The organism is Pseudonocardia yunnanensis, from assembly GCF_039534065.1.
GTDB lineage: Bacteria > Actinomycetota > Actinomycetes > Mycobacteriales > Pseudonocardiaceae > Pseudonocardia > Pseudonocardia yunnanensis.
In genome coordinates this window covers 70,371-97,131 of record NZ_BAAAUS010000027.1, presented here as the reverse complement: position 1 = coordinate 97,131, position 26,761 = coordinate 70,371, and the positions used below count along the sequence as shown (strand labels likewise).

Sequence of the window (26,761 nt, the reverse complement as noted above, 5' to 3'; positions counted from 1 at the left end):
CCGGACCGGATCGCCACGGATCTCGCCGCACCATTGAGATGCCGACCGGCCCCGAGGCCGGGGCCGGTCGGCCGCCGGTTGAGCCCGACCTACTGACCGACCGCGAACGGGTTGGCCACGGCCGGCGCCGACTTGCGCCTCTCCGCAGGGGCTTCCTTCTCCGCAGGGACGTCCTCCGCCGCGGCCGACGGAGCCGCATTCCGCTGCTCATAGGCCTCGAGCACGGAGTTGGGGATTCGTCCACGGTCGGAGATTTCGTGGCCGTTCTGCCGGGCCCACTCCCGAACCGCTGCCGTGTGCTCGCGGTCGCTCGCAACCGGGCTCACGGCTCGGGCAGCGGATCGGGTGGAGGTGGGGCGCTGACGGCCACCGCTACGCCGGGCGGCAGCGACGAACGAAGCCAACGACTCGCGAAGCTTCGCCGCGTTCTCGCCCGACAGGTCGATCTCGTACTGGCGCCCTGCGAGAGCGAAGGTCACCGTCTCGTCGGCTTCGGAACCATCCAGGTCGTCGACAAGCCGGGTTTCAACGTGCTGCGCCACGGTCACTTCCGTTCGGTTAGATCTGTCCAGACCGGCCGATACTCTCCGGAAAACGCCGAGAACGTCAAGTTGGCATAGCGACACCCGGTACGCGCCCTGCAGCAGCACACCGAGCAACGGCAACTCCGACAGCCCAAAGCCGCCGATCATGCGCGACGACGGTGGTGGCGACGTGCCGAAGACGGTGCTCGCGGCGGAGTACGTTCCCGCAGGTCAGACGGGCAGATGAACGACCTCGTGGTACCGGTGACACAATTGCGGCCCAGCCAATCCGGACGAACGTCGGTGGGCGAACCCGGCGTCGAGGTGTGACGGAGGCCGCCGACACTACAGGGGCCCCCTCGGCAGCGCGCCGACACGACATGACAGTAGATGTTGCACACGGGATTCGTGAACCGGTGCGCATCCGACGATAGTCGTCCGGCCAGTTCTCGGACTAACGGTGGCCCATGCGGGCTATCGACAGCACCGATAGTCCGAGAATGTGGGGCACGCTCCTCGGCGAGGGCCCCTCAGAGCTCTCGGCGGGAGCTGATCCCGCGCTTGGTGAACACCTTCCGTAGGTGCCACTCGACCGTCCGAGGACTGAGGAACAGCTCGGCGCCGATCTCATGGTTCGTGCGGCCCTCCCGGGCCAGCCGGGCGATCTGTGCCTCTTGGGCGGTCAGCTCGTCGCGCGCCTCGGGACTGCTCGGGGGCACCGCCTCGCCGCAAGCCAGCAACTCCCGGCGGGCACGCTCGGCGAAGGCCACCGCCCCCATCTCACGGAAAGCGTCGTGTGCATGGCGGAGGTGCTCGCGCGCGGCGCGGCGCCGGCTCTCCCGGCGCAGCCACTCGCCGTACACGAGGTGGGCCCGGACGAGTGAGAGCACTTCGCGGGTGCGGGCGAGCCGGTCGATGGCCTCCTGGTAGGACGCTTCCGCGGCCGGGCCGTCGGTCAGCAGAGCGCGGCTGCGGGCCTCCGTCCCGAGGGCCCAGTCCGTGCCGCTGGCGCGCGTGCGCTCGGCGAGACGTCCGAGCGCGTCGGCCGCGACCTCGGGCCGCCCGCTCCGGACGGCCGCCTCCACCAGCTCGGTGAGCACCCAGCCGTACAGACTCAGATCCTCGTGCTCGCTCGCCCGCCGGGCGGCGACGAACGCTTCCTCGTAGCGGCCGAGGCTGTTGTCGAGCATCGCGGCGGCGTAGTCCGCGAGCGCGGCGGCACGTCCCTCGCCCCTCGCGGTGGTGTCCTGGATCACGGTACGGATCAGCTGCCGCGTCTGTCCCTCCTGGCCGCGCAGGGCCGCGAGCAGCACGGACGAGTGCCTCACCGGCGCGTTCCCGGTGATCCGCTGGATCGCCTCCACCTCGTCGACCAGCGCAGAGGCGGCGGCGAACTCTCCGGCGAACACGTGCACACCTGCCCGGATCGAGCTCGCCAGCGGGAGGACGGTGAGCATGCCGGCAGCGCGCGCGAGCTCGACCTGGCGGCTCGCGACCCGCTCCCACGACTCGTCGTCCCACAGATCAGGCGCCACCCGGGACGCCAGCCCGTACCAGCGCAGGTCGTCCTTGCTGTGGCACCCGTCGTGCAGGAACGCCCGCAACGCTCGTTGCAGCGATGGCAGGGCCGCTGCGTAACCCTCGGTGAACCGTGTCGTCAGGCCGTCCAGCAGCAGGTCGGCCGGGCGCGGTGGTGACGGAGCCGGGGGCGCGGCGCGGGCGGCCTCGGCCACTGCGACGACTCCGTCGACGACCCCGAGCCGGCCTGCGGCGATCGCCGCCTCGAGTGCTTCGAGATAGGTCTCGCGTGCCTGCGCCGCGTCGAGTGGTGCGAGACGCTCAGCGGCGGCGAGCAACAGCGCCGGAGCGTCCCGCCCGCGGTTCACGGCGAACGCGATCCGGGCCCGTAGCCGACCGATCTGGGCGCGCTGGAGTTCGTCGAGCGGTCCCATCTCGGCCGTCGCGAGGAGGCTGGACGCACGGTCCGGAGCGCCTGCCTCCAGCTTGGCCGGCGCAGCGGCGATTGCACGAGCCCCTCGCCGGGATGCGTCGGGCGTCAGTTCGGTCGCGCGTCCCAGGAACGCGGCCGCCGCCGCGACGCCGCCGCGGGCTTCGGCCCGCGCGGCCGAGCGCACCAGCTCGCCGGCCACCTCTTCGTCGGGCTCGACGGTCGCGGATGCGCGATGCCAGGCCCGGCGGTCGGGGTCGGCCTCCGGATCGGTGGCCTCGGCCAGCGCACGGTGCACCGCGTGCCGGTCTCCGGTGGACGCCGCCTGGTAGACCGCCGACCGGACCAGCGGGTGGTGGAACCGCACCCGGGCCGCGCCGAAGTCGATCAGCCCGGCGTCCTCCGCAGCCGTCGCGGCATCGGGCGTGATGCCGAGCAGTCCAGCCGCACGCCAGAGCAACACCACATCCCCGATCGGTTCGGCGGCCGCCGTCAGGAGAAGCCGCTGCGTGTCGCCGGGGAGCGCCCGGAGCCTGCGGTGAAAGCTGTGCTCGATCCGGCTCACCAGCGGTTGTCCCGCCGGCACCGCGAATCCGCCCGCCAGTTCGTTCGCCGACAGTCCCCGGGGCAACTCCAACAGGGCCAGCGGATTGCCGCGGGTCTCCGCGATGAACCGGTCACGGACCCGCTCGTCCAATCCGCCCTGGAGCGCCGACTCCAGCAGCAGCCGTGCATCCGCATCGCCCAGCCCGGACACGACGAGCTCCGGGAGTCCGAGCAGCACAGGGGAATCGGCGGGCTCACGCACCGCGAACACCATGGCGACGGGGTCGGCCATCACGCGCCGCGCCACGAACTCCAGCGCCTGCACCGAAGCCTGGTCCAGCCACTGTGCGTCGTCGATCAGGCACACCAGCGGTCGCTCGACGGCCGCCTCGGACAGGAGAGTGAGGACGGCCAGACCCACCAGGAACCGATCCGGCGCACCCCCGTCACGCAGCCCGAACGCGACGCGCAGCGCATCCTGCTGCGGACCGGGCAGGCCGTCCAGCCGATCCACCATCGGTGTGCAGAGCTGTTGCAGGCCTGCGAACGGGAGGTCCGCCTCCGACTCGACGCCCGCGACACGTGCGACGCGACACCCCGACGCCTGCTCGCTGACGAAGTTGAGCAACGCGGTCTTGCCGACCCCCGGCTCACCGCGCAGGACCAGGCAACAGCTGTGGCCGGTCCGTACCGCGTCCAGCAACTGATCCAGCGCCTCGCACTCGCGGCGCCGACCGCGCAACCCGGATCCGGGTGAGCTGATGGGCCTCACCATGCCCGATGGTAGGAGCGAGGCCTGCTCCCCGGGCAACCGGACGCCCGCGGCTGCGCGATGCCGCGATCTCGGCTCGACCCAGAGTGGGGACCGCCGCGTCGGTCCTGTGTGTCGATGTTGCTGTGTCGATCTTGCTGCGTCGATCTAGCAGCTTCGGTACTGGTCCCGACCGCCCCGTCCTGGACCGCGGGGACCCTCACCATGCCCTGCCGAACAGTTCGGTCGTCTCGCGACGACCCGACCGACAGCGCCTTCATCCCCGATCTCCCCGATATTGCCGAGAACCCGTCGGGCCGGATCTACCGCAGGCGATCTCGGGGGCTCGGCCAAGACGGGCAGATCAAATATCTGGGCCGGATCGACCTTCAGGCCGATATCCGGGGTCACCGCATCGATCCGGCCGAGATCGAATCCGCGCTCCGGCACGTGCCGGACGTCACTGCGGCCGTGGTCGACAGGTTCGAGCCGACATCAGGTATCAGAGCGCTGATGAGCTATTACTGCGCGTGCGCACCGCACCGCGCAGCCCGAACCCACCGCTATTTCCGTCCAGCCGCGGGAACGGCTCCCGCCGCCATTACGGTGACTCCACGGAAAAGGTCGATCTGCACGCCCTGCCACACCCGTCGACCGGCTCGGAGGCAACGGGGGCACCGCGCATGTCGCCCCCGAGCCGATCCCGGCCACGGACGTCACACCCGTCGCCGATCCGATGCCCTACCCAGAGGACGAGGAGTATCCGCACTACAGCCACTCCCCTGACCTGCTGGTCCACCTCATCGCAACGGTCTGCGAGATCGTGGTGTGACTGGTGCTCAGCACGGCCTCGACCGGTTGGCGCTCGAACTCGACCGCTCAGACGTCCTGGAGACCGCGCTCGTCGTCCTCACCGCCCCGGGGCTCGCGGGACTGCTGTGCCTACTGGTACCTCTGATGAGACAGTTCATTCGCCGGTCGCGATGATCCTCGTATCCGGAACCGCAGGACCGATCGCCACCTTTCCGACGAGGAGAATTTCGGAAGTTTTCGAGACTGCCCGTTCAGCCTGTTGCTCGCACTACTAGCACTAGGGCCGTCTTCACCCGTCAGCAAATCGAAATGAATTCTGGGTACATGCCAGAGCTGAGATCCCGCTCGATGCCACAAACAACTCCTCCCATGGACCGCGAATCCGACGAGGCGTCCGTGGCCGACCATCTGCTCAGCTCGCTCGAACGACTCGTAAAGCGGCATCGAACCCTCTCTCTGGGCGGTGGGGAAACCGCCGAACTGCACAGCGGGCTACATGCCGAGCTCATCTCCGCCGAAGTGACGCACGAACTCGAACTGACCCGCAGAGAGCTGCATCGCCGGCTCCACCCGGCGCGCTGACTCCGCGCCGGGTCACATCGGCACGCCCGAGTTCCCCCTGGTCCCGTCCCGGAACGGAAGAAAGGCATCTCTGCCCGCTTCCGGCGCGGTCACCGCGATCGGGATCGGCATGCACCCGGCGGCCCGTCGCCACGACGGGCCGCCACTCGTGCTGTTCGCCGACGGGGGCCGAGTCCATGCGCACCGGGCGGGTGATCGACCGAGAACCGCGGTGCCGCGAACGTGGTGTCCACCAGGGCGACTCTCGTCGTGCTGTTCACGCCGGGCAGGGCTGCACCCGGCCAGGGCGCGGCTGCGCCGGGGCGGCCGCCCGACACCCTGGTCCGGCCCGCCAGGGTATCCACCAGGGACAACTCCGGGGTGGGAAAGCTGTCGCGGGCACCATTGTGGGACCCGCATGGCCGGCGGGCTCGAGTGACGAGTCGAGAACCAGGACCCGAGCCGTCTGGAAACAGGAGAACAGGATGCGTCGTGGCAATGTCGTGGCGGCGGAGGACGACTCCGTCGTGCTTCCGGCCCATCGCGGGGTTCTCCCCTGCGACACGGGCGAGCCGGGGCGCCGCGCGTGAATCCCGAAGCACGACAGCGTCACGAACTGGGCGCCTTCCTCAAGGCACGCCGCCGGCAACTCGTGCGCACCCAACTGGGCCTGCCCCCGGTCGTGGGGAAGACCGCATCGGGCGTACGCCGTGAGGAGATCTCCTACCTGTCCGGCGTGAGTGTCACGTGGTACACGTGGCTGGAACAGGGCCGCGAGATCAAGCCGTCCCGGCAGGTGCTGGATGCACTCGCCCGCACCCTGCGCCTGTCGGCCACCGAGCACAACTACATCCTGTCGCTGGCCGGCTACTCAGCCCCGCAACCCGTGCCCGAGCCGGATTCCCACGCCGCCCCCGCACCTGTGCAGCGGCTGCTCGAGGCGCTCGGCGGATTTCCTGCCTATGCCATATCTCCGGACTGGTCGATCTCGGCCTGGAACGCCGCCTACGCCGCCCTGTATCGGGACCTCTCGAGCATCCCGACCGCGGACCGGAACCTGCTGTGGCTGATCTTCACCGACCCCTACGTGCGCGAGATGACGCCGGACTGGGATCGCGTGAGCCGCAGCCACCTCGCTCAGTTCCGCGCCGAGGCCGGACCGCGGTTGGGCCACCCGTCGTGCGCACGGCTGGTGAAGCGACTAATGGAGGCGAGTGAAGAGTTTCGCGCCGGCTGGGAGAACCACGACATCGAAGGGTTCTCCTCGCGGGAACGGCTCCTTCGCCATCCGATCGTGGGCGACCTCCATCTGGAGCAGCACCGCCTCGCACCGTCGGACCACCCGCATGTGCGTCTGCTGATCTATACACCGGTGCTGACCACCGACGCCCCCGAGCGGCTGAGGCGACTGCTCGCCACGAACATCTCGAATCTGCAGTCCATCCCATCGACGGCCGAAAGAAGCGATGACCGAGAACAAGAGTGAGATCCGCGACGGGATGCGTATCGAGTGGGACGTACCGATACGGATGGACGACGGCGTGGTGCTCCGGGCGGACGTGTTCCGCCCGGTCGCGGACGGCCGCTATCCCGTGATCATGACGCACGGCCCGTACGCCAAAGGGCTGTCATTCCAGGACGGCTTCCCAGGCATGTGGGAGGCGCTGTCCACCAGATACCCCGACGCCGTCACCGGAACGACCAACAAGTATCAGAACTGGGAGACCGCCGACCCCGAGAAGTGGGTACCCGACGGCTACGTCTGCATCCGTGTGGACTCCCGCGGCGCCGGCCGCTCCCCTGGCTACCTCGACATCTTCTCCCCGCAGGAGACCCGCGACTACTACGAGTGCATCGAATGGGCGGGCACCCAGCCGTGGAGCAACGGCAAGGTCGGGCTGCTGGGCATCTCCTACTACGCGATGAACCAGTGGCAGGTCGCCGCGCTGCAGCCCCCGCACCTCGCGGCGATCTGTCCGTGGGAAGGAGCCAGCGACTACTACCGGGAGTTCACCCACCACGCGGGCATCCTCAACACCTTCGTCTCCGTCTGGTACCCGGTGCAGGTGTCCGCGGTGCAACACGGTGGCGGCGGCCGAGGGGACCGGAACCCGAACACCGGAGAACCGATCGCCGGGTCCGCCACACTCTCGGCCGAGGATCTCGTCGCGAACCGCGAGGACTCAGCGGCCGAGTTGCTGATCCACGGATTCGACGACCAGTACTACCGGGATCGCTCCCCAGAACTGGAGAAGATCACCGTCCCAGTGCTCTCGGCCACCAACTGGGCCCACCATCTCCACACCCGCGGCGGTTTCGAGGGGTACCGCCGCGCGGGCTCGGAGCGCAAGTGGCTGGAGGTCCATGGCCTCGAACATTTCACGGAGTTCTACACCGACTACGGCGTGGCCCTGCAGAAGCGGTTCTTCGGGCACTTCCTCAAAGGCGAGGACACCGGCTGGGACCGTCAGCCGCCGGTGGAGCTCAACGTCCGCCACGTCGACGGCAGCTTCGAACTCCGCCCCGAGCAGGAGTGGCCCCTCGCTCGCACCCGCTGGGCCGAACTCCACCTGCACCCTGACGACCACCGCCTGGCCACACAGCCACCGACCGCCGCCACCAGCGCGCGGTTCGAGGCACTCGGCGACGGGCTGACCTTCACCACCGAGCCCCTCGGCGAAGACACCGAGATCACCGGCCCCGCCGCCGCCCACCTCCACGTCTCGTCCAGCACCACAGACGCCGACCTCTTCCTCACCCTGCGCGTGCTCGACCCCGACGGCACCGACATCACCTTCCGCAGCGCCCTCGATCCCGCAGGCGTCGTCGGCGCCGGCTGGCTACGCGCATCCCACCGCGCCACCGACCCCGAACGCAGCCTCCCCCACCGTCCCTGGCACGCCCACGACCAGCCGACTCCGCTGGTTCCCGGGGAGACGGAGGCACTGGACATCGAGATCTGGCCCACCTCGGTCGTCGTCCCGGCCGGCCACCGGCTCGCGGTCACCATCCAAGGGCGCGACTTCGAGGTACCCGGTGACGGACCCTGGCCCGAGACGTACGGCGTGCCGATGCGAGGTCACGGCATGTTCGTGCACAACGACCCCGACGACCGCCCGGCCGAGATCTACGGCGGCACCACCACCCTCGTCTCCGGCCCCGACCAGCCCTCCTACCTTCTGCTGCCCGTCATCCCCCGCACTCCCGGGAGCCCCACCGCGACCCGGCGCGGACCGTTCCCCACGCCGAGGCGCTGAGGACAGCAGGGACTGCGCCGGCCTGTCGCTACAGCGCCAGCGCCCGGCGCAGTACAGCGACCTCCTCGGCGCGCTCGCGCTGAACGATCGCCGCCTGCTCCACCATCGCGGAGCCATGGAACGTCCCGGGGAACAGATGCAGCTCCACCGTGATCCCCGCGGAGAGCAGCGCCAGCGCGTAGGCGATCCCCTCATCCCGGAGCGGGTCGAAGTGCATCACCGAGACGTACGCAGGCGGCAGTCCGGCCAGGTCGGTCGCGCGCGCCGGTGCGGCGTAGGGCGGCACGTCGGCGCTGCCCGGCACGCCGGCACCGAGGTAGGAGTCCCAGCTCACCACCGCGTTGGGCCGGTTCCAGACCGGGGTGTCGGTGTAGGCGACCATGCTCGAGGTCGACAGCCGGTCGTCGACCTCGGGGATCGCGAGGAACTGGAACGCGATGTCGGGCCCTCCGCGGTCGCGCGCGAGCAGAGCCAGACCGGCGCACAGCCCGCCACCGGCGCTCACCCCGTGGATGATGATCCGCTGCGCATCGACGCCCAGCTCGGCGGCGTTCTTCGCCGTCCAGACCAGCCCGGCGTAGACGTCCTCGAGGGGCCCCGGGTACGGGGTCTCCGGCGCAAGCCGGTAGTCGACCGACACCACGACGACACCCAACTCGCGAGCGAGCTCGAGGTTGCGCGCGTGGTCGATCTCCAGGTCACCGATGATGAACCCACCGCCGTGGACGTGGTAGATCGCCGCCGGGGCCGCCTGCCGCTCGGGTCGGTAGATCCGCAGGGTCACATCGGGGTCGCCGTCGCGACCGGGGACGGCCCGGTCCTCCACGTGCACACCTGTCGCGTCGGGCGCGGGAAGCTCCGCCCGGAGCTCGGCGCCGCGAGCGCGGGCAGCGGGCAGATCGTTGACGTCGAGAACCGGCAGCATCGAGATGGCGGCAGCGAGCTCGGGGTCGAAGGCGTACGTCATGCGGGGGTTCCTCCAGATCGATCACGCGACGACCCGATCATGCGCGCCTCCCGTCACCACCCGCATCCACCACACGCCGGAAATTTCCTTCATGATTGCGAGGATTCACTCGGGCACCGCGGTGAAGAACTCGTAGCTGTGGCCGTCAGGATCGCCCACGTAGACGCCCCGGCCGCCGCACAGGCGGTTGATCCGGCGGTCCCACCCGCCCTCGGGTCCGGATCCGAACGGGATCTGCGGACGGTCGTGAAGCCGCCCCAGCAATGCGTCGAAGGTGGCGTCGTCGACGAGGAATCCGAAGTGGCTTGCCACCACCGGCCCACGGTCGTCGAAGTCCAGTGTCAGGCCGTCGTTGACCCGAACCGGGGTGAACGGACCGGCCGGAGCGCCGACGTCCAGGCCGAGCAGATCGGCGAAGAACCGGGCGGCCAGCTCCTTGTCACCGGAGCGGACGAGCGTGTGGTTCAGGATGAGCGTCACGGTTCCCTCTCGGCACATCGTGTGCGTATCGCATGAATATTAGATGCGATACGCACACGATGGCTAGGGTGTGATCATGACGAGCGCGGACGGAGGGCCGGCGCTGTTCCGGCTCGTGAGGTTCTGGTCCCGACGATGGGCCCGCGGTGTCGCTGCAGGAGCGGGCGACACCGCACAGCACGTACTCACCGTCGAGGCCGTCGTCACCCGCTGCCGCTCAGGCGACCGGGACGGCGCCACGGTCGGTGACGTCGCCCGCCGGCTCGGCCTCGATCAGTCGGGAGCGAGCCGGATGGTGGCTGCCGCGGCGGCCGCAGGGTACGTCGAGCGCTCGCGAGCAACCGCCGACGGGCGACGCAGCGTCCTGCGTCTCACCCTCGCGGGGCGCGCCCTGATCGACTCATCGCACCGCTGGCAGCGCGACACGTTCGCCGAGCTCACCGCCTCCTGGGACGAGAAGGACCGCGCGCAGTTCGCCGGCTATCTGCAGCGACTGGCGTCGGAGGTCGGAGCCTGAGCACGGGATGACGCACGGCGGGCCGGGCGATCAGCACCGCTCATCCCGAAGGACGTGCGTCACGCCGGCCGATGCCGGAAGCCGAGGCGTTGCCACTGCGCAGAAGCGGGGACCGGGCCAGCACCGCCGTGGACGCGGCGATGACCAGGGCGCCGGCGACGGCGAGGGCGAGCCAGCCGCCGGTGCGGACACGCTCACCGAACACGACCACCCCGAACGCCATGGCGACCACGGGATTCGACAGCGTCAGTGCCGGCTGGGCGGCGACGAGACTGCCCGCCTGCAAGCTCTTCTGCAGCAGGAAGAAGTACGCCGGGCCGAGCACGATCAGCAGGTAGGTCTGCGGTGAGCTCATGACACCGCTCCAGCCCCACGTGGCGTAGACCGCGCTGATACTGGTGAGCAGCACGGCGGTGAAGGCGAACCCGACTCCCGTGGCGAGTCCGAAGAACGCCGCTCGCCGCGATGCCGTGGAGCGGTACCCGATGACAGCGAAGATGGCGCTGACCGCGAACGTGACCCCGATGCCCAGGACCCACGCGCCTGCGGCGGCACGCGCCGGATCTCCTCCACTGGGCTGCAGTGCGTAGAGGAGGACGGCGAGCCCTGCGGACATCCCGATGACGGCGCCCCACTCGCGCCGGTGCAGCCGCGATCGGAACGCCACCTGGGCGAGGATCAGGGCGAACGCCAACTCCAGCACCAGGATCGGCTGCACGAGCGCGATGGGACCGGTCGCCAGCGCCGCCGCCTGACACAGGAACCCCGCGATGATCGCGGCGATGCCACCGAGCCAGTCACGGCGGTGGGCGAGCCTCCAGAGCATCGCGATCGGGCCGCCGGGCTGGTCCTCCGGCAGAGCGGCGGCGGCCCGGCGTTGCAGCACGGAGGCGACCGCGTTGCCGATCGAGGCGAGAACGGCGAGGACGATGCTCAGCATCGGCGGCCGCTCCGCCCGCTCCCACGACAGTGCGCGGAAAGATCCACGTGGCGTCCCTTCCCTCGCCCGAGTGCAATCGAAACAGCCGTGGCCGAGATTCAGCTGCTGCACACGGGGGTGTCGGAGCCGGGCGGCACCGCGGCGACCGGGCGGATGAGTCCGCCACGGCCGACGCGGGTAGCCGGGGGCATGAACGCAACCACTCGTGCGCCCACAGTCACCCCGCCTCTCACGCCGTCGCGAACTCCCACGGCGTCCGAGCCGCCTGTGCCGGGCCGAACCCGCAGCCGCGGCCGGTGCCCGTACCGGTGCCGCCCCCCGGTCCGGAACCCGGACCGCCGATCCCGGCGCCCGAACCTCCTGGCCCGGGTCCGGAACCAGGACCGCCCATCCCGAAGCCGCCACCGATTCCGGGGCCGGGACCTGAGCCGACACCACCCGTGCCGACGCCGCCACCCGGCCCGGGGCCGGCACCCTTCCCTCCACCCGGCCCCGGACCAGAGCCCACACCCCCCGTCCCGACGCCACCACCCGGCCCCGGACCAGTACCCACACCGGTCCCACCGCCACCGCACGGTCCAGGGCCGGCGCCGGTCCCTCCACCCGACCCAGGCCCGGAGCCCACACCGCCCCATCCCCGACCGGGACCGCCGCCAGGCCCCGGACCGCGGCCCACACCGCCCATCCCGCCTCCCCGCCCCGGCCCGGAACCGGGGCCTGGATGGGCCGGTCCGCCACCGCCGCCGGCACGACCCGCGGATGCGACCGTGCTCGAACGGGGATGATCCGCGCGGATAGCACACCGGCCGGGCCGGCACACGAATTGCGGCACACCACGGCGGGTACGCCGCGGTCATAGTGGCCCGAAGCGCGCGAACCGGAGGTGCTGTGAGCGCGGAACGAGATCGTGCCCTGATGGTCGAGCGGTTGCGTGCCGACGGGATCGACGATCCCCGGGTGCTCTGCGCGATGCGCGGGCTCCCGCGGGAACTGTTCGTTCCGGCCGGTCTCGCGGCCATGGCCTACCAGGACGAACCACTCGACATCGGGCTCGGCCAGACCATCTCGTCCCCGATGATCGTCGCGTTGAGCACGGCCGCTCTGGGGGCTCGCGCCGACGCCCACGTTCTCGAGATCGGCACCGGCTCCGGTTACGGCGCCGCAGTGCTCTCGCGGTGCCACCGTTCGGTCGTGACGATCGAGCGTCATGCGGAGCTCGCCGAACGGGCGTGGGCATCGCTCGCGATGACCGGCTGCACCAACGTCGAGGTCCGCACGGGAGACGGGTCTCTCGGCGCACCCGACCGCGCCCCGTTCGACGGCATCGTGGTCACCGCCATGGCCGACACCGAGCCGCCACCGGCGCTCCTCGACCAGCTCGCGCCGGGTGCGGCGCTGCTCTGCCCGGTCGGGCACGGCCAGGAGGGGGTTCTCGTCCGGTACCGCGACGGCCGTGCCGAAGAGCTCGCCGAGGTCGTCTTCGTTCCGCTGGTGAGCGGGCTGCCGGCGAGACGGTGAGACATACCGCCGACAGCACGCCGACGATCAGTGCTCCTCCCCCAGTGCCCGCTCGACATCGGCAGCGGACGTGAAGTGCTCGTTCTGCAGGTTGCGCACGAGGCTCACGATCGCCTGGTCCGCCCCTTGCCTCCGCGCACGGTCCACCAGCTCGTCCCGGCTCGCCGGGTACTCGCCCATGAGGTACTTCTGCACCACGGTGCTCGCCGTCATCGCCATGCCGATGCCTTACCCCCGGCTGCCGCGCCCGATGCGGCCTGGTGGTCGAGTGCTCACCGGGCGCTGCCCGCCGCCTGGGGCTCGTCCACGCGGTCGCGCAGCTGCGACCCCACGCCCTCGGCCTGCGCGCAGTGCACGCAGCAGAAGAACCGGCCGTCTGCCTGCACACCGTGCCCGACCACCTTGCATCCGCAGTGCTCACACACCGGCGCCATCCGGTGGATCGCGCACTCGAAGCTGTCGAACACGTGCACGGCGCCCTGGGCGTGCACCTCGAACGCCATGTCGTAGTCGTTCCCGCACACCTCGCACTGAGCCATCACGGTGCCTCCGTTCGCTCGGTCGAGCCGCACGCCTCCGCGCTGCGGCACGGACCGGGGTACCCGCGCCCGGCCCGCGCAACAGCGACGTCCCTCGATCGTGAGCGGATCACTCCCAGTGGACCGGCGGCCCGTCCGACGAGGTGCGCTCGGCGAGGAAAACGTCCAGCTCGGACAGGGTGAGGGGCGCCGGTGGGTCGACCCGGGGCAGGGCGGCCAGCTCGCGGTGGAAGCGCCCGAAGCTGCCTGGGCCCCGGGGGAAAGCGTCCGGATCGATGCCGAGGAACGCACCGTGACGGCGAGCGCGGCCCAGCAGGTCCCGCCACCGTTTCGCCGGGGCCACTGCGACGTCCTGCGTTCCGGGCGGGAACAGCGTCAGGAGGATCTCCTCGAAGGGATCGGCGTGGTCGAGGTAGCGCTCGACCGCGTCGGCCGCGGGCTCCACGGGGAACTGCGACCAGTAGGGCACCGAACCCGTCGCCAGTGCGAGGTGCGGGTCGAGCAGCAGGAACGACTCGACGAGCAGGCGCTGCGCAGGGCGTCCCCGGCGGAGGTACCACCAGCGGTAGAGGTCGGCGATCAGCGGGCTCAGCGCTGCGGGCTCGTCGAAGGCCACGCGGCGCAACCGCCATCCCCGTGCGGCCGCGAGGGCGGCCAGGTCGTCGCCGAGCGCCTCATCGAAACCCCACTCGGCCTCCGGGGCCTCCTCGTCGGCCGGCGGCACGTCCCACCCGCGGTGCTCGCTCTCGCTGCGGAACTCTTCTGGTGGCATGCCGCGGGACGCCCCGAACTGGAAGACGTGCTGATCACCGAGCCGGGTGACCGGCCACCTCAGCCGGCAGTCGGCGACGAGCAGTGTGGCTCCCGGCGGCAGCGTCTCCGTGAGGAACCCGGTGAACGCGGCGCCGAGACGGCGCCGCTTGAGACGGAAGTACGTCATTCGCGCGTGCGACAGCCGATCCTGGTTCGGATCGTGCGTGTGGTGCAGCGCCACCTCGGGGTTGGCGTCCAGCAACAGCTCGGCCGGACCGATGCCGGCGGTCATGCCACCGCGTGGATCGTCCGGATCCACGTCCGGCCGCGCGACGGGGAGCAGGAAGGTCTGCGGGAGGAAGGGCGCGCCGAGCGCGGCGGCCAGGTGCGCCAGCGCCCCACTCGACGAGCCGACGATCGCCACGGGATAGGACCGCCGCGGGTACTGCGCCACCATCCACCGCGCCACCGCCTCCGCGCTGACGGCGTGCAGCTCGGCGGGCGGCACGGCCTCGCTGCCACGGCCGAGCCGGTGCACCTGCTCCCGCACCGGGGCAGGCAGCGCGTCGACCAGCGTGAGCGCCGATTCGACCAGCGGGCCGAGTGGCCGCGGCACGGCATCGAGCGCAGGCAGGTCGTTGCCGTGCAGGGCGGTGGCCGCCGCGCGCAGGACGACCGTGGCGGAGTCGAACCGGGAGATGCTGTCGGCCGCCTGCCGGGTGGTGGGCGCGTCAGGACCAGGAGGTGGGCCACCGAGGAACGGCCCGATAGCCGCTGCGAGCGGCCCCGGAGCGGAGTAGCTGAGGCTGTGACTCCGTCCGGGCAACACGGCGAGCCGTCCGTCCGGCAGCGTCTCGGCTACCTCCTCGGCCCACCGCTGCGACACGACGGCGTCGGCGCCGCCTCGCACCACCAGCACAGGGACCTCGATCTCCGACAGGTCGTCCTCGAGCGGGTGGGCGAGTGCGTGCCATGCCGTGGCCAGGGCCCGTCGGGCGCCGCACGCCAGGTAGTCCCTCCCCAGGACGACGGCCAGGCGGGGATTCTCGTGCAGCCCGGTGCGCAGCAGCCGGCCCACCTGGGCCACGGGGTTGCGGCCGCGCCGGTCGACCGTGGGGCTGATCAGCACCGCCCGCCCGAACGCTTCCGGTGAGCGTCGCATCGCGGCGACGCCCACCTGAGCGCCCACCGAGTCGGCGACCAGCGCGGGCGCGGTGAGCCCGGCAGCGTCGATCCAGGCCAGCAGGGCGTCGGCGAGGCCGGGCACGTCCAGCGCCGCGGGCGGGTGATCGCTGTGGCCGAACCCGGGAAGGTCGGGGACCGACGCACGGAAATGCGGTGCGAGCTCCCGGGCCAGCGGGAGCATGTAGCGGCTCGACACGCCCAGCCCGTGCAGCAGCACGACATCCGGCGCACCGTCCGGAGCGGCCGTCGTCACCCTGGCGTGCATCCGCAGTCCGTCCACCTGCGTCCAGTGACTCGCGATGCCGTCGCGCGTCCTCGGCCGGCCGGTCAGCTCCAGCACCGTCACCACATGCCCCCATCCGGTTCCTCGGCCCGCTCCGGTCATCCGTGGACGACGTCGCGCCGTCCGAAACCTATGGGAGGAACGACCCGGGCGCGGGAAGCCCCGACGGGTTACGCCGACAGGCGGGCTCTCGGGCGCCAAAGTTCCGATGCTGTCCGACGGGCCGTCAGAAGCCTGTTGCCGGGCGTGTTCGATCAGCGCCGAGTGGGTAGACCAGCTCAGCGCTCGCGCGGCAATGCGAGCGCGCCCGATATGACCTGCTGGGGGAGCCGTGAGGAAGCAGGAGAAGGTTCTGGTGCCGGCGCTCGTCGGGCTGGAGGTCAGTGACGCCCACCAGCTCGCCTTCACGGCGAGGGTCGTCGCTGTCGCGCCCGACCCCGACAATCCGTTGCCCATCACCGGCACGGTCACCGCTCAGGCCCCGGCGCCCGGCACCCGGGTGGTGCCGGCCGCGCCGGTCGTCATCGCCGTCGACCCCGGTGGCAGCGGCGGTGGTGGCGGCGGGAGCCTGGTCGAGCCGCCGCCGGGACCGATGGATCCGGCCGGAACCAAGTAGGCCGCGGAGCCACCGGCGCAGGTCGAACGACGAGCGATCGCTCCCCCGGTCGCTGCGCCGCGACGGCACTGCGCCGGAACGCCGATGGGCGGCGCCCTTCACTCAGGACGCCGCCCATCGTGCGGCTGTGGCGGTTCGCTCAGGCGAACTCGGGCATGATCCGGTCGTGGATCAGCCGCAGCTGGGTGTTCACGTCGGCGACACCCTCGATCTCGCGGCCCATGAAGGTCTTGACCAGCGTGGCGTCGGTGATCGCCAGGATCATGTGGTTGACACCGGCGGCCTGGATCTCCTTGAGCTTCGCCACGCACTCCTCGGGCGTGCCGGCGATCGAGAGCGTCTCCCCGATCTCCGGGGTGGTCGCGTCGATGGAGCCGGCCAGGTCACCCGCACCCAGCGCGTCGATGATCGGCTTCATCGAGGCCGGGGACACGCCGTTGCGCTCGAGCTGCTCGTCCGGCATGGCCGAGGCGTACAGGCCGACCATCGAGCGGGCCGCGTCCTTGGCGATCGCGGAGTCCTCGCCCGTCGCGAACACGACCCAGGCGCCGATGTCCAGGTCGTCGACGTTCTTCCCGGCGCGCTCGGCACCGATCTTCATGTTCTCGTACATGTACTCGTACGCGCCCTTGGTGTAGCTGAGCGCGTGGTGGCAGCCGTCGGAGATCTCCGCCGCGGCCTGGAACGACTTCGGGCCACGCATCGCGCCCATCTTGACGGGCAGCCGCTCCTGCACCGGGCGGGCGAAGCTGAACAGGCCCTTGTAGCTGAAGAACTCCCCGTCGAAGGTGATCGCGCCGTCGTCGAGCAGCGTGCGGACGACCTGCACGCCCTCCTTCGTCCGCGACAGCGGCTTCTGCGTGCTCCAGTCCATGCCGTACTGGGCGAGCAGCCCGAAGTTGCCCGAGGACAGCACGACCTCGGCACGGCCGCCGGTGAGCTCGTCGAGGGTGGCCGCGGCCTGCGCGATCAGGCTCGGCTCGCGCAGCACGACCGGGGAGACGCTCGGGCCCATGCGGATGTTGCTCGTCTTGTCGGCAGCAGCCGCGAACAGCAGCCACAGGTCCTTGTGCCACGTCTCGTCCGCCGCGTACACGGCGTGGAAGCCGAGCTCGTCCGCGAGCTTGATCGACTCGATCGATTCGGTCAGCGGGTAGTCGGGCAACATGGCGTAGCTGAACTTCACGATGATCTCCTGGTGGGGGGTGTGTCAGGAATCAGGGGAGCCGTCCTCGCCGTCGACCTCCGCGAGCAGTTCGGATCCGGAGAGGACCTTGTCTGCGAAGTGCCGGTGCATCCAGTCGAGGTGGTCGTGGCGTGCATTCATGATCCGCAGCGTGTCCCAGTTCGGGAAGGTTTGCTGCAGCACCCACCGCTGCATGAGTCGAGGGTCGACCTCGAACACGTGCTCGAACGTGGTAAGCGCGACATCACTCACTCGGTACGGTGCGGGTGGGGTGTGTTGCTCACCGTAGCGGTACCCGTTCGTCCCATTCATCCTGACCCTCCCCGTAGTGCCGCCAGTGCCACGGCGGCGTCGGCCGCGTAGGCGAGATCGAGGTGGTACTTGCCGGGGTTCATGATGTTGTTGGGGTCCAGAGCCCGTTTGACCTGCAACATCACCTCGAAACCACCGCCCAGCTCCTGCGGCACGAGATCCACTTCACCCTCCCGGCACGAGCCGTGGCAGGCGCTGATCGAGCCGCCGTGACGCAACGCGGCCGCGGCGATGTCGCGCTTGGCCCTCACCCACATGTCCCAGGCCTGATCACCCAGTTGCTGCTCCCAGATCCCGACGTCGATCTCCGTCAGGTAGTCCACGCCGGTGTCGGCGGAGGTGTAGGCGAACATGCCCCAGTCGTCGAAGACGTCGGTGCGTCTGCGCAGGTCGGCGACGATCTCGTGCCAGGCCTTCGTGACGGCCGGGACGTGGGTGTAGCTGATGGCGGCGTCCTCGCAGTGCCAGCTCATGGGCACCACCTGGCCGGCCTTGGTGCGACCGTGCAACGGCGTGGCGTAGCGGTCGTGCCGCGCGGCCCAGTCACCCTGCGAGATCTCATCGCCCAGGTAGCGGGCGCCGTGCTCCTTGGCGATCCGGAACAGCCGCCGCCCGGCCGGGCGGACCTCATCCTCGTAGCCGTACATCACCGCGCACACCAGCGCGCGCACGTCGGCGGGCTGGGGGATGTAGGCCTCGTCGTCGCGACGCAGGTAGGCGACCTTCCACTCGTCGAACAACACCGCTCCGGCGAACGTGGCCACCCCCGCCCGGGCCAGCGCCCCGACGCAGCGGTAGGCGTCGTCGTAGTTGTCGAACGCCCAGAACGGCGAGAGCTCCGCCTCGGGCTTCGGGTAGAGCTTCAACGTCGCCCGGGTGGCGATGCCCAGCGTGCCCTGATGCCCCATGAACAGGTGCTTGAGCTGATACCCGGAGGAGGACTTGGAGATCTTGCCGCCGATCCCGTCACCGACGTGGATGACCTCCCCCGACGGCAGCACGTGATCGAAGGACAGCACCAGATCGCGGGTGTGCCCGTAACGGGCACCGATCAGCGACCAGCCCGAGGTGCCGATCCGCCCACCCACCAGCGAACACGGATACGACGCCGGATTGTCGGGATAGATCAGCCCGTGCGCGGCCAACTGCTCGTTCAGCTTGAGCATGTTGATCCCGGCGCCGACGGTCACCGTGCGGTTGTCCAGGTCCAGCTCATGGATCTGGTTGAGCCGCTTGACGTCCACCACGATCCCGCCCCGCAGCGGCACCGCCCCATCCGTCAGGCCGGTCCCTCCGTCCCGCGGCACGACCGGCACCTTCAGCTCGTTGGCGATCCGGACGACCGCCGCCACCTCCTCGGTGGAGGTCGGTAGCACCGCCAGATCCGGCACCCGCTCCGCCCACCGATGCACCGGGAACGGCGCCGGCACGCGGGCCCGGTTGTAGCGGTCGGTCTTCGAGGTGAGGATCTGCTCCTCGCGCAACACCGTGCGCAGCCGCTCGACGACGCGGTCGACCTGCTCGGTGGACAGGCGCTCCGGGGTGATCGTCACGATCCGCACCCCCCGGCGCCGCCGCAGCTCCCGCCGCCGCAACCGCCGCCCGACCGCCGGTCCCCCACCTCGCCGCGGCTGCCGCCCACGGTGATCCCGAGCGACTCGGCGAGCAGCTCATGGATGTCCACGACGTCGATGTCGCGCGCGTCCCCGGCCGCCGCGAGCGGACGCTCCGACCACGGGCAGGCACTCACCAACGTGTCGACTCCCAGAGTGGCGGCGGCGTCCAGCCTCGTGTCGCTGATCGCCGCCGCCAGCTCCGGCTTCTCCACCGGCAGGCCCCCACCCCCGCCGCTGCAGAACGACCACTGCGTCACACGGTCCACGTCGTTGAAGGTCAGCCCCGGGATCGCGCGCAGGATCTCCCGAGGCTCCTGCCAGATCCCCTTGCGCTTGTTGAGCCGGCAAGGGTCGTGATAGGTGATCGTGCGTGGCACCGGCACCGACGGCGTGATCCGACCGTCCCGCAACAACTCGGCCAGCAGCTCCACCACCAGCACGACCTCGATATCGAACTCCTCCCCGAAGTACTTCGGATAGTCCTCGGTGAAGGAGATGTAGTCGTGCGGATCCAGCACCAGCACCCGCCGCGTGCCCGTGGACCGCCAGTTGTCCAGATTGTGGCGGGCGAACCGCTGCGCCTGCTCGACATAGCCCATCTCCGCCGCCGGGCCGCCGCAGCACCACTGCTCACCCATCAACCCGAACTCGTACCCGGCCCGCTGCAGGATCTGCGCCACCGCCCGCGGTACCGACGTGCGGTAGAACGCCGCCTCGCAATCGACGAACAACACCGTCTCACCACCGACGGGCAGCTCCAGGCCGTCGGCCCAGTCACGCACGTCGTCCTGGCTGACCTCGACATCCCCGAGCACCGGCTCGTGGGTCCGCTCGTCGGTGCGGGCGTTCCAGCTGCGCCACCCCGGCTGGTGAACCCCCTTGTCCACGGCCAGTGCGCGCACCGCCTTGACCACATCGACCGTGCGCGTGCGGAACCGGTAGAAGTCCCCGGTGAACAGCGTGTTCGGACACCGCAACTCGCACGCACCACACTGGGTGCAGTTCACGTAGTCCGCGGCGATGTCGGCCACCTCGAGCTCACCGCGCTCCAACGCCACGACATTGGCGTGAAACGCCGTGGGCGTCCAGGACTCGTTCCGCGTCACCTGCATCACCGGGCACACCTCGCGGCAGAACTTGTGACCCGACGAATAACAGTTGTACGAGGCGTTACGCCACTCCTCGACGAACTCACGCGTCTCACGATCGACGATCTCGATGTCGACGGGAACCGCAACCGACTCGGGGTACGCGGCGAGACCGGGCTCGTTGGCCGTCATCCCGGGAGTGAACGGCCGCGTGAGCGCGTCCCCACCGGGATGCGCATCGGGGTCGATCGGAGTCACGAGGTCTCCTGGATGTGAGGTAGGACACGAGCACGCGAAACCTATGAGATCACATTTCAACGGTCAAGCCCCGCCCGCCCCCTGCCCGCGCCCACTCTCGTGCCAGACTCCACCGCGAGACGAAATGTGCGGGGAGGTGCGCTGATGCGGCTGCTCTCCGGCGATGCGCGACAAGCGGTGTTCGCACCACTCGATGACGGCTCGGGACGCAGCGAGGCGGTGGTCCGCCGGCTCGGGAGCGCGATCGCTCTCGGCATCATCGTCGACGGCGAACAGCTGCCGTCCGAGACGCAGTTGGCCGCCATGCTGAACGTCTCCACCGTCACCCTGCGCGACGCCTTGTCGGATCTGCGGGCCCGCGGCCTGGTGTCGACACGTCGCGGCCGAGGCGGGGGCAGTTTCGTGCGCGCCTCCGAGGAGGCTCTCACCGAGCTGTCGCTCGGCCGGCTGCACGAGATCGGCAGCACCGACCTGCGCGAGCTCGGCGACGTCCACGCCGCGGTGGCGGGCACCGCGGCGCGGCTGTGCGCCCAGCGGGCCACCGCGAGCGAGATCGCCCGCCTACGCGAGATCCTCGACCGGATGGCAGCCTCCCCGGAGGGCATCCAGCAGCGCCGGATCGAGAGCCGCTACTACATCGACACGGCAGCCGCCGCCCAGTCCGTCCGGCTCGCGCGGAAGGAGATCGAGCTGCAGGCCGAGCTGGGCCAGCTGTTGTGGGGCACCCCCCTCTCGGCCCCCGAGCTGGCCTCGACGGTGGCGAACCACCGGCAGGTCGTCGACGCGATCGAGGCGCGAGACGGTGCGCTCGCCCGGCGGATCACCGAGGACCACATCGGCGAGGTCACCGCGCACCTGATCGACGTGCACCTGCGCCTGACCCGCCGAGGACAGCAACGCAGCGCCAGGCAGGGTTCGCACTTTCCTCCCGCAGCGGCAGGGGCAGGGTGATGGGTGAGCATCGAGTAAGCACGTCCGACCGCGTGGACGACGCCGCTGCCCGGCAGGCGGCGACGCTGATCGGCACCGTCGTCGAGCGCGTCTTCCATTCCGTGGCGGCTGTGCGGGACGGCGTGCTGGACGCTCACCGCGCGGCGCGGCAGCGCGGCGAGCCGATGGCCGACCGGGACGTCACCGCGATGCGCGACACGCTGGTGGACCTGCTCCGCAGCAAGCGCGAGATCGCGGTCGGGATGGGTGTGATCGTCGCGCCGGGCTTCCTCGCCGATCAGCCGCTGCGCGTGGAGTGGTGGCAGTGCGAGCCCGAGCGGGGCGACCCGAGACGGCTCGACGTCGACCTCAACCCCCACAGCGTCGGCTTCTACGACTACGCCGCGGCGGACTGGTTCGTCGTGCCGCGCCGGACGGGTCACCGGCACGTCGTCGGCCCGTACGTCGACGTGCACGGCACGGATCGGTACCTGCTGACGCTCACCGTGCCCGTCGTCGCGGACGGGGAGTTCGTCGGCGTCGCAGGAGCGGACATCCCTGTGGGGCGCTTCGAGACTCTGGTGCTGAGAGAGCTGGGCGACCTCGCCGTCGACGTCGTGGTGGTCAATCCCGAGGACCGCGTGGTGCTGTCGACGTCGGCGCGATGGCTGGCGGGATCGCTCGCGACCCCCGCCGCCATGCTGGATGCGGCCAGGGTCAGGACGGTGACTCTGGCCGATCCGCCGTGGCAGGTCGTGGTCTTCCCCGGCTGAGCGGTCGGCTTCCCGCGCGTCAGGGCGGGGGGGAACCTCGCCGACATGGACTGCGCCGCCCGGCGTGAGAACGGCGCCGATCGCTACGGTCTCGGATCTCACACCACCCGCCACGAGCACCAGGGAGCATCACATGGCGAGCGTTGACGTCGACGAGTACGTGAGCACGCAGCTGCCGCCGCAGCACCAGGCCATCGTCGGAGTGGTACGCAAGCTCGTCGCAGAGACCGCCCCGGACGCGAACGAGGTGATCAGCCGCGGCTCACCGGCCTGGAAGGCGACCAACATCCTGGCGATCATCAGCCGCAGCAAGACGCACATCACCCTGGCCTTCGCCCGCGGCGCGGAATTCGAGGACTCCCACGGCCTCCTGGAAGGCGTCGGAAAGACCACGCGGCACGTCAAGCTCAAGAATCCCGACGCCGTGAACGCCGACGCACTGCGCGACTACATCCGGCAGGCACTCGCCCTCGACAAGGGGTGAGCGCGCCCATCAGTCCGTGAAGTTCGGCGTCGGGGTCAACGCCCTCGCGGCATCGCTTCCCTCTCCTCGACGAGAGTCGCGAGGTTGTCCAGCGCCATCCGCGTTCCCGTCTCGTTGTCGGCGGCAGGCACGCTGTCCGGAATCCCCTCGTGCACGATGAGGACCTCCGTGCCGCCGTCGGCATCGCGAAGGCTGGTCGTCATCGTCATGGTGCCGCCGAGTGCGGGATCTGCTGTCTCGAACTCGAACACTTCGACCACCTGCTCATCCGGCACGAGCCTGGCGAAGTGCCCGTGATAGGTGTCGGTGTTCGAGTCCGACTTGCCGGTCCCGCTCGGCGCGTCATAGGTGAGCGACACACGGAACGAGCCACCTTCACGGGCATCGAATTCGTGGACGTGACTGCTCATCCCGGCCGGGACGCGCCATCGCGCGATCGCGTCGGCATCCAGGAGTGCCCGATAGACAGCCGACCGAGGCGCTTTCACGTGGCGGGAGATCTGCGTCGAATACATGGTCGACGACCCTAAAGCCTCGGGCCTTGCGCACTACCGACCTCTCGCGCCGGTGGTCCGCCGTGGTTCGCGGCGAGCGGGAGCGAGGGTCGCGCCGCAGTCGCCCTCGCCACAGTCGCCCCGGCCGGGAAGAACGGAGATCACCGCTGAGTTTCGAAGTAGTACTCAGCACGAGCAGTGCCGGGACCGACCAGGAGAAGCGGAGCGTCAGATGCGTATCGAAGGTGCGACAGCACTGGTGACCGGAGCCAACCGCGGCATCGGCCGGGCGTTCGCACAGGCCCTGCTGGACCACGGCGCAGCAACCGTCTACGCAGGCGTCCGCGATCCCTCCACCGTCACGGATCCACGTCTCGTTCCGCTCGCCCTGGACATCACCGATCCCGACCAGGTGGCGGCGGCAGCCGAGCGTGTGAGTGATGCACTCATCGTGGTCAACAATGCCGGGATCTCGAGTGGGACCGGACTGTTCGAGGGCGAACTGGACGGGGCCCGGCGAGAGATGGAAGTGAACTACCTGGGCACCTGGTCCGTCGCCCGCGCCTTCGCGCCCGTGCTCGCCCGCAACGGAGGCGGCGCACTGGTGAACATGCTGTCCCTCGCGTCGTGGCGCACCCGAGTCGAGATGCTGGGCTACGCGGCGTCCAAGTCCGCCGAGTGGGCACTCACGAACGCGCTGCGTACCGGACTGCGGGAGCAGGGAACGCTCGTGGTGGGAGTGCACGCCGGATATGTCGACACAGAGCTCGTGTCCCACGTCGACGGACCCAAGATCTCGGCGGAGTCGGTGGCCGAGCAGACGATGCAGGCGATCCTCCACGACCAGCCGGAGGTTCTCGCCGACGAGACCACGCGGAGCGTCAAGGCAGCCTTGTCCCACGCGGTACAGGGCGGCGAACTGATCGGCGCTACAACCCGATAGCCGTTCGACGCTCCCGAGCCGCCACGCGACGAGTTCCACCACAGCTCATTCATAGGCTCCACCTCCCAGGCCTAAACTAAACTAGTCGTTTAGTTCTCAATTCGGTCGATCCGCTATCAGCGAGACCTCCCCGCACAAGCACGTCGTAAGGCGGAGAGGTGATCCGCTGGCGACCGGAACGGTCGCGGGAGACAAGGAGCACGATGGTCACTGCACGCGCCGAGCATGAATACGTGGTGGTGGGCGCAGGCTCATCGGGAAGCGTGATCGTCCGGAGACTGCTCGACCACGGCCACTCGGTCCACGTCATCGAAGCCGGGCCGGACGTCCAGGGCCCGTTGGTGACCAACCCGGCCAGCTGGCCGGCTCTTTTTCGCAGCGAGTTCGACTGGGCGGTGATGACCACGCCGCAGACGCACACCAACGGACGGTCGTTGCATTTTCCGAGGGGCCGGATCGTCGGCGGATCCAGTTCCCTCAACGGCATGATCTACATCCGTGGCGTCCGCAGCGACTACGACACATGGGCCTACGGCGGCGCAACCGGGTGGGACTGGGACTCGGTTTTTCCGTACTTCCTCCGCTCGGAGGACTACGAGGACGGGCCCGGGCCGTGGCACCACAGCGGAGGCCCACTGCACGTCAGCCGGGTCACCGACCCGCACCCGACGTCAGCGGCGTTCGTCGAGGCCGGAACGTCGCTCGGGTTCCCGCTGACCGACGACTTCAACGGCGAGCAACCGTTGGGCGTCGGGTATCACCAGTTCACCATCCGGGACGGAAAACGAGCGAGCGCGTGGGTGTCATTCGTGGAACCGGTGCGCGCAAACCCCTCACTGGAAGTAACAGCGAACGCCCAGGTGCATCGAGTGCTGTTCGACGACACCCGCGCCGTCGGTATCGAGTACATCGTCGACGGCGACAGGCGCCAGGCCTATGCGTCCGGCGAGGTGGTGCTCAGCGCCGGCGTGATGGGATCACCGAAACTGCTGATGCTGTCCGGAATAGGGCCGGCGGACCACCTGCGCGAGGTCGGCATCGAGGTCAGGCACGATCTTCCCGGCGTCGGGGAGAACCTGCACGACCACACCCTCGCTTCGAACCTCTACGAGTCGAAGCAGCCCATGCCGGCGGGGCGGTACAGCAGTATGGAGAGCAGCCTGCTGTGGAAGAGCGACCCACGGCTTGTCGCGCCCGATCTGCAGCCGCTGTTCCTCCACCTCGCCTACCCGGCGGACGGATACCCGGTGCCCGAGCACGGATACACGATCGCGCCCGGCATGGTCCGGCCGCTGTCCCGCGGCACGCTGAGACTGGCCTCCGCCGATCCGGACACCCCACCACTGGTGGACCCCGACATGTTCGGCGAGCCGCACGACCTGGAGCGGATGGTCGACGCACTGGAGATCTGCCGGGAGATCGGCCGGGCCGACGCGTTCAAGGACTGGCGCAAGACCGAGGTGGCGCCGGGCCCCGAGGCGAAGACCCGCGACGACCTGCGCGAGTTCCTGCGCCGCACCGTCTCCACTTATCACCATCAGTGCGGCACCTGCCGGATGGGCCAGGACTCGCTCTCGGTCGTCGACCCGGACCTGCGCGTGCACGGGCTGCAGAACCTGCGGGTCGCGGACGCGTCGATCATGCCCGCGGTGCCATCCGGGAACACCAATGCGCCTTCGATCATGATCGGCGAGAAGGCGGCCGACCTCATCCTCGGCAGAAGCCCCGACCAGGTTCTCTAGGGATACGCCGGCGTGCCACGTTCGCGCCGGTCGTGGGCACCTCGATGAATCCCGATGCCCCACCTTCTGCCCGCAACTAGCTTCGCCGTGTGATCAGTCCACAGGCTCCCGTCGAACCCGAGTCTTCCGACGAGCCGGTTGCCGCGGTGATGGCCCTCCTGGCCGCTCGATCTGGCCATTTCCTCCTGGAGTCCGGCCATCACGGCGACCTCTGGCTCGAGCTGGACGGCTTGTTCTGGTCGACGGAGGCGGTCGAACCGCTGGTCGCGGCGCTCGCCGAGCGGATCCGACCCTACGAGGTGGACGTCGTGTGCGGACCGCTCGTGGGCGGGGCGTTGCTCGCCCAGCCCGTGGCCGCACGGCTCGGTGCCGGGTTCTGCTACACCGAACGCACCGCGACCGGGTCGGGGCTCTACGCCGCGACCTACCACGTCCCGGACGTCCTCCGCTCCCGGCTCGCCGGCACGCGCGTCGCGATCGTCGACGACGTCGTGAACGCGGGCTCGGCCGTGCGCGCCACCCTCGCCGCGGTGGGCGCCGCCGGAGCCGAAGTCGTCGCGCTCGGTGCGCTCCTGACGCTGGGCTCCACCCCCGCGACGGTCGCCGCCGACGCCGGTCTTCCGCTCGAGGCGCTCGGCACCCGGCCGACCGAGATCTGGAAACCGGGCCGCTGCCCGAGGTGCGCTACCGGTGAACCGCTCGAGGCCCCGCAGTAGGCCGCGGCCACACACGCTTAC

Annotated in this window: 24 protein-coding genes and 1 pseudogene; 12 read left to right on the top strand and 13 right to left on the bottom strand. The window is 70.1% G+C overall.

Annotated elements, in window-relative coordinates:
• Positions 1–197: 197 nt before the first annotated feature.
• A pseudogene (locus tag ABD743_RS25190) lies at positions 198–542 on the bottom strand (histone-like nucleoid-structuring protein Lsr2); the annotation flags it as partial.
• A gap of 512 nt (positions 543–1,054) precedes the next feature.
• Complete coding sequence (locus tag ABD743_RS25185) at positions 1,055–3,793, bottom strand: ATP-binding protein (RefSeq protein WP_344724675.1); 2,739 nt, start codon at positions 3,791–3,793, stop codon at positions 1,055–1,057.
• 1,158 nt (positions 3,794–4,951) lie between these two features.
• Between ABD743_RS25185 and ABD743_RS25180 the strand changes: the two genes are divergently transcribed.
• The 3 genes from ABD743_RS25180 to ABD743_RS25170 all read left to right on the top strand — a co-directional run bounded on the left by ABD743_RS25180 (position 4,952) and on the right by ABD743_RS25170 (position 8,400).
• Positions 4,952–5,164, top strand: a complete 213-nt coding sequence (locus ABD743_RS25180; protein WP_344724674.1) for a hypothetical protein — start codon at positions 4,952–4,954, stop codon at positions 5,162–5,164.
• 565 nt (positions 5,165–5,729) lie between these two features.
• Entirely contained in the window at positions 5,730–6,629 is a 900-nt protein-coding gene (locus ABD743_RS25175; protein ID WP_344724672.1) for a helix-turn-helix transcriptional regulator, read from the top strand.
• Positions 6,610–8,400, top strand: a complete 1,791-nt coding sequence (locus ABD743_RS25170) for a CocE/NonD family hydrolase (protein WP_344724671.1) — start codon at positions 6,610–6,612, stop codon at positions 8,398–8,400. Before ABD743_RS25175 ends, ABD743_RS25170 begins: the two co-directional genes overlap by 20 nt.
• 28 nt (positions 8,401–8,428) lie before the next feature.
• Here ABD743_RS25170 and ABD743_RS25165 read toward each other — a convergent pair whose 3' ends face one another.
• Together ABD743_RS25165 and ABD743_RS25160 are read right to left on the bottom strand one after the other, a co-directional pair.
• Entirely contained in the window at positions 8,429–9,367 is a 939-nt protein-coding gene (locus ABD743_RS25165; protein WP_344724670.1) for an alpha/beta hydrolase, read from the bottom strand.
• A gap of 105 nt (positions 9,368–9,472) precedes the next feature.
• Entirely contained in the window at positions 9,473–9,847 is a 375-nt protein-coding gene (locus tag ABD743_RS25160) for a VOC family protein (protein ID WP_344724669.1), read from the bottom strand.
• A gap of 76 nt (positions 9,848–9,923) precedes the next feature.
• On the opposite strand from ABD743_RS25160, the gene ABD743_RS25155 reads away from it, so the two are divergent.
• Positions 9,924–10,364, top strand: coding sequence for a MarR family winged helix-turn-helix transcriptional regulator (locus ABD743_RS25155; RefSeq protein ID WP_344724668.1), 441 nt, complete (start codon positions 9,924–9,926; stop codon positions 10,362–10,364).
• 40 nt (positions 10,365–10,404) lie between these two features.
• On the opposite strand, the gene ABD743_RS25150 is transcribed toward ABD743_RS25155, so the two are convergent.
• On the bottom strand, positions 10,405–11,304 hold the full coding sequence (locus ABD743_RS25150) for a DMT family transporter (protein ID WP_344724667.1): 900 nt from the start codon (positions 11,302–11,304) through the stop codon (positions 10,405–10,407).
• A gap of 888 nt (positions 11,305–12,192) precedes the next feature.
• Between ABD743_RS25150 and ABD743_RS25145 the strand changes: the two genes are divergently transcribed.
• Positions 12,193–12,822, top strand: coding sequence for a protein-L-isoaspartate(D-aspartate) O-methyltransferase (locus ABD743_RS25145; RefSeq protein ID WP_344724666.1), 630 nt, complete (start codon positions 12,193–12,195; stop codon positions 12,820–12,822).
• Between the two features lie 27 nt (positions 12,823–12,849).
• Here the strand turns inward: ABD743_RS25145 and ABD743_RS25140 are convergent, their stop codons facing one another.
• The 3 genes from ABD743_RS25140 to ABD743_RS25130 form a co-directional block, all read right to left on the bottom strand.
• Positions 12,850–13,035: a DUF2795 domain-containing protein gene (locus tag ABD743_RS25140; RefSeq protein WP_344724665.1), complete on the bottom strand. Its 186-nt coding sequence runs from the start codon at positions 13,033–13,035 to the stop codon at positions 12,850–12,852.
• Between the two features lie 59 nt (positions 13,036–13,094).
• Positions 13,095–13,361 carry a hypothetical protein gene (locus ABD743_RS25135; RefSeq protein WP_344724664.1) on the bottom strand — a complete coding sequence of 89 codons (267 nt, stop codon included), beginning with the start codon at positions 13,359–13,361 and terminating at the stop codon, positions 13,095–13,097.
• Between the two features lie 109 nt (positions 13,362–13,470).
• On the bottom strand, positions 13,471–15,684 hold the full coding sequence (locus ABD743_RS25130) for an alpha/beta fold hydrolase (RefSeq protein WP_344724663.1): 2,214 nt from the start codon (positions 15,682–15,684) through the stop codon (positions 13,471–13,473).
• 229 nt (positions 15,685–15,913) lie between these two features.
• On the opposite strand from ABD743_RS25130, the gene ABD743_RS25125 reads away from it, so the two are divergent.
• Entirely contained in the window at positions 15,914–16,198 is a 285-nt protein-coding gene (locus tag ABD743_RS25125) for a PASTA domain-containing protein (protein ID WP_344724662.1), read from the top strand.
• 139 nt (positions 16,199–16,337) lie between these two features.
• Here the strand turns inward: ABD743_RS25125 and ABD743_RS25120 are convergent, their stop codons facing one another.
• The 4 genes from ABD743_RS25120 to ABD743_RS25105 are packed head-to-tail and all read right to left on the bottom strand — an operon-like array spanning position 16,338 to position 20,658.
• Positions 16,338–17,384 (bottom strand): LLM class flavin-dependent oxidoreductase, encoded by a 1,047-nt coding sequence (locus ABD743_RS25120; protein ID WP_344724661.1) that lies wholly within the window; start codon positions 17,382–17,384, stop codon positions 16,338–16,340.
• Between the two features lie 24 nt (positions 17,385–17,408).
• Positions 17,409–17,636, bottom strand: a complete 228-nt coding sequence (locus ABD743_RS25115) for a hypothetical protein (protein ID WP_241040667.1) — start codon at positions 17,634–17,636, stop codon at positions 17,409–17,411.
• A 56-nt stretch (positions 17,637–17,692) separates the two neighbouring features.
• Positions 17,693–19,249, bottom strand: coding sequence for an FAD-binding oxidoreductase (locus ABD743_RS25110; protein ID WP_344724660.1), 1,557 nt, complete (start codon positions 19,247–19,249; stop codon positions 17,693–17,695).
• The gene (locus ABD743_RS25105; protein ID WP_344724659.1) at positions 19,246–20,658 is read right to left on the bottom strand and encodes a (Fe-S)-binding protein; all 1,413 of its coding nucleotides are present in this window, start codon (positions 20,656–20,658) and stop codon (positions 19,246–19,248) included. The genes ABD743_RS25110 and ABD743_RS25105 overlap by 4 nt, the downstream gene beginning before the upstream one ends.
• A gap of 144 nt (positions 20,659–20,802) precedes the next feature.
• Between ABD743_RS25105 and ABD743_RS25100 the strand changes: the two genes are divergently transcribed.
• The 3 genes from ABD743_RS25100 to ABD743_RS25090 all read left to right on the top strand — a co-directional run bounded on the left by ABD743_RS25100 (position 20,803) and on the right by ABD743_RS25090 (position 22,845).
• Complete coding sequence (locus ABD743_RS25100; RefSeq protein WP_344724658.1) at positions 20,803–21,609, top strand: FadR/GntR family transcriptional regulator; 807 nt, start codon at positions 20,803–20,805, stop codon at positions 21,607–21,609.
• A complete protein-coding gene (locus tag ABD743_RS25095) occupies positions 21,609–22,361 on the top strand; it encodes a PDC sensor domain-containing protein (protein ID WP_344724657.1) in 753 nt (250 codons plus the stop codon). The genes ABD743_RS25100 and ABD743_RS25095 overlap by 1 nt, the downstream gene beginning before the upstream one ends.
• 133 nt (positions 22,362–22,494) lie before the next feature.
• Entirely contained in the window at positions 22,495–22,845 is a 351-nt protein-coding gene (locus ABD743_RS25090; protein WP_344724656.1) for a DUF1801 domain-containing protein, read from the top strand.
• A gap of 35 nt (positions 22,846–22,880) precedes the next feature.
• On the opposite strand, the gene ABD743_RS25085 is transcribed toward ABD743_RS25090, so the two are convergent.
• Complete coding sequence (locus ABD743_RS25085; protein ID WP_344724655.1) at positions 22,881–23,360, bottom strand: SRPBCC family protein; 480 nt, start codon at positions 23,358–23,360, stop codon at positions 22,881–22,883.
• A gap of 211 nt (positions 23,361–23,571) precedes the next feature.
• On the opposite strand from ABD743_RS25085, the gene ABD743_RS25080 reads away from it, so the two are divergent.
• The 3 genes from ABD743_RS25080 to ABD743_RS25070 all read left to right on the top strand — a co-directional run bounded on the left by ABD743_RS25080 (position 23,572) and on the right by ABD743_RS25070 (position 26,740).
• The gene (locus tag ABD743_RS25080; RefSeq protein ID WP_344724654.1) at positions 23,572–24,282 is read left to right on the top strand and encodes an SDR family oxidoreductase; all 711 of its coding nucleotides are present in this window, start codon (positions 23,572–23,574) and stop codon (positions 24,280–24,282) included.
• A 203-nt stretch (positions 24,283–24,485) separates the two neighbouring features.
• Complete coding sequence (locus ABD743_RS25075; protein ID WP_344724653.1) at positions 24,486–26,024, top strand: GMC family oxidoreductase; 1,539 nt, start codon at positions 24,486–24,488, stop codon at positions 26,022–26,024.
• A gap of 89 nt (positions 26,025–26,113) precedes the next feature.
• The gene (locus ABD743_RS25070; protein WP_344724652.1) at positions 26,114–26,740 is read left to right on the top strand and encodes a phosphoribosyltransferase family protein; all 627 of its coding nucleotides are present in this window, start codon (positions 26,114–26,116) and stop codon (positions 26,738–26,740) included.
• Positions 26,741–26,761 lie beyond the last annotated feature (21 nt).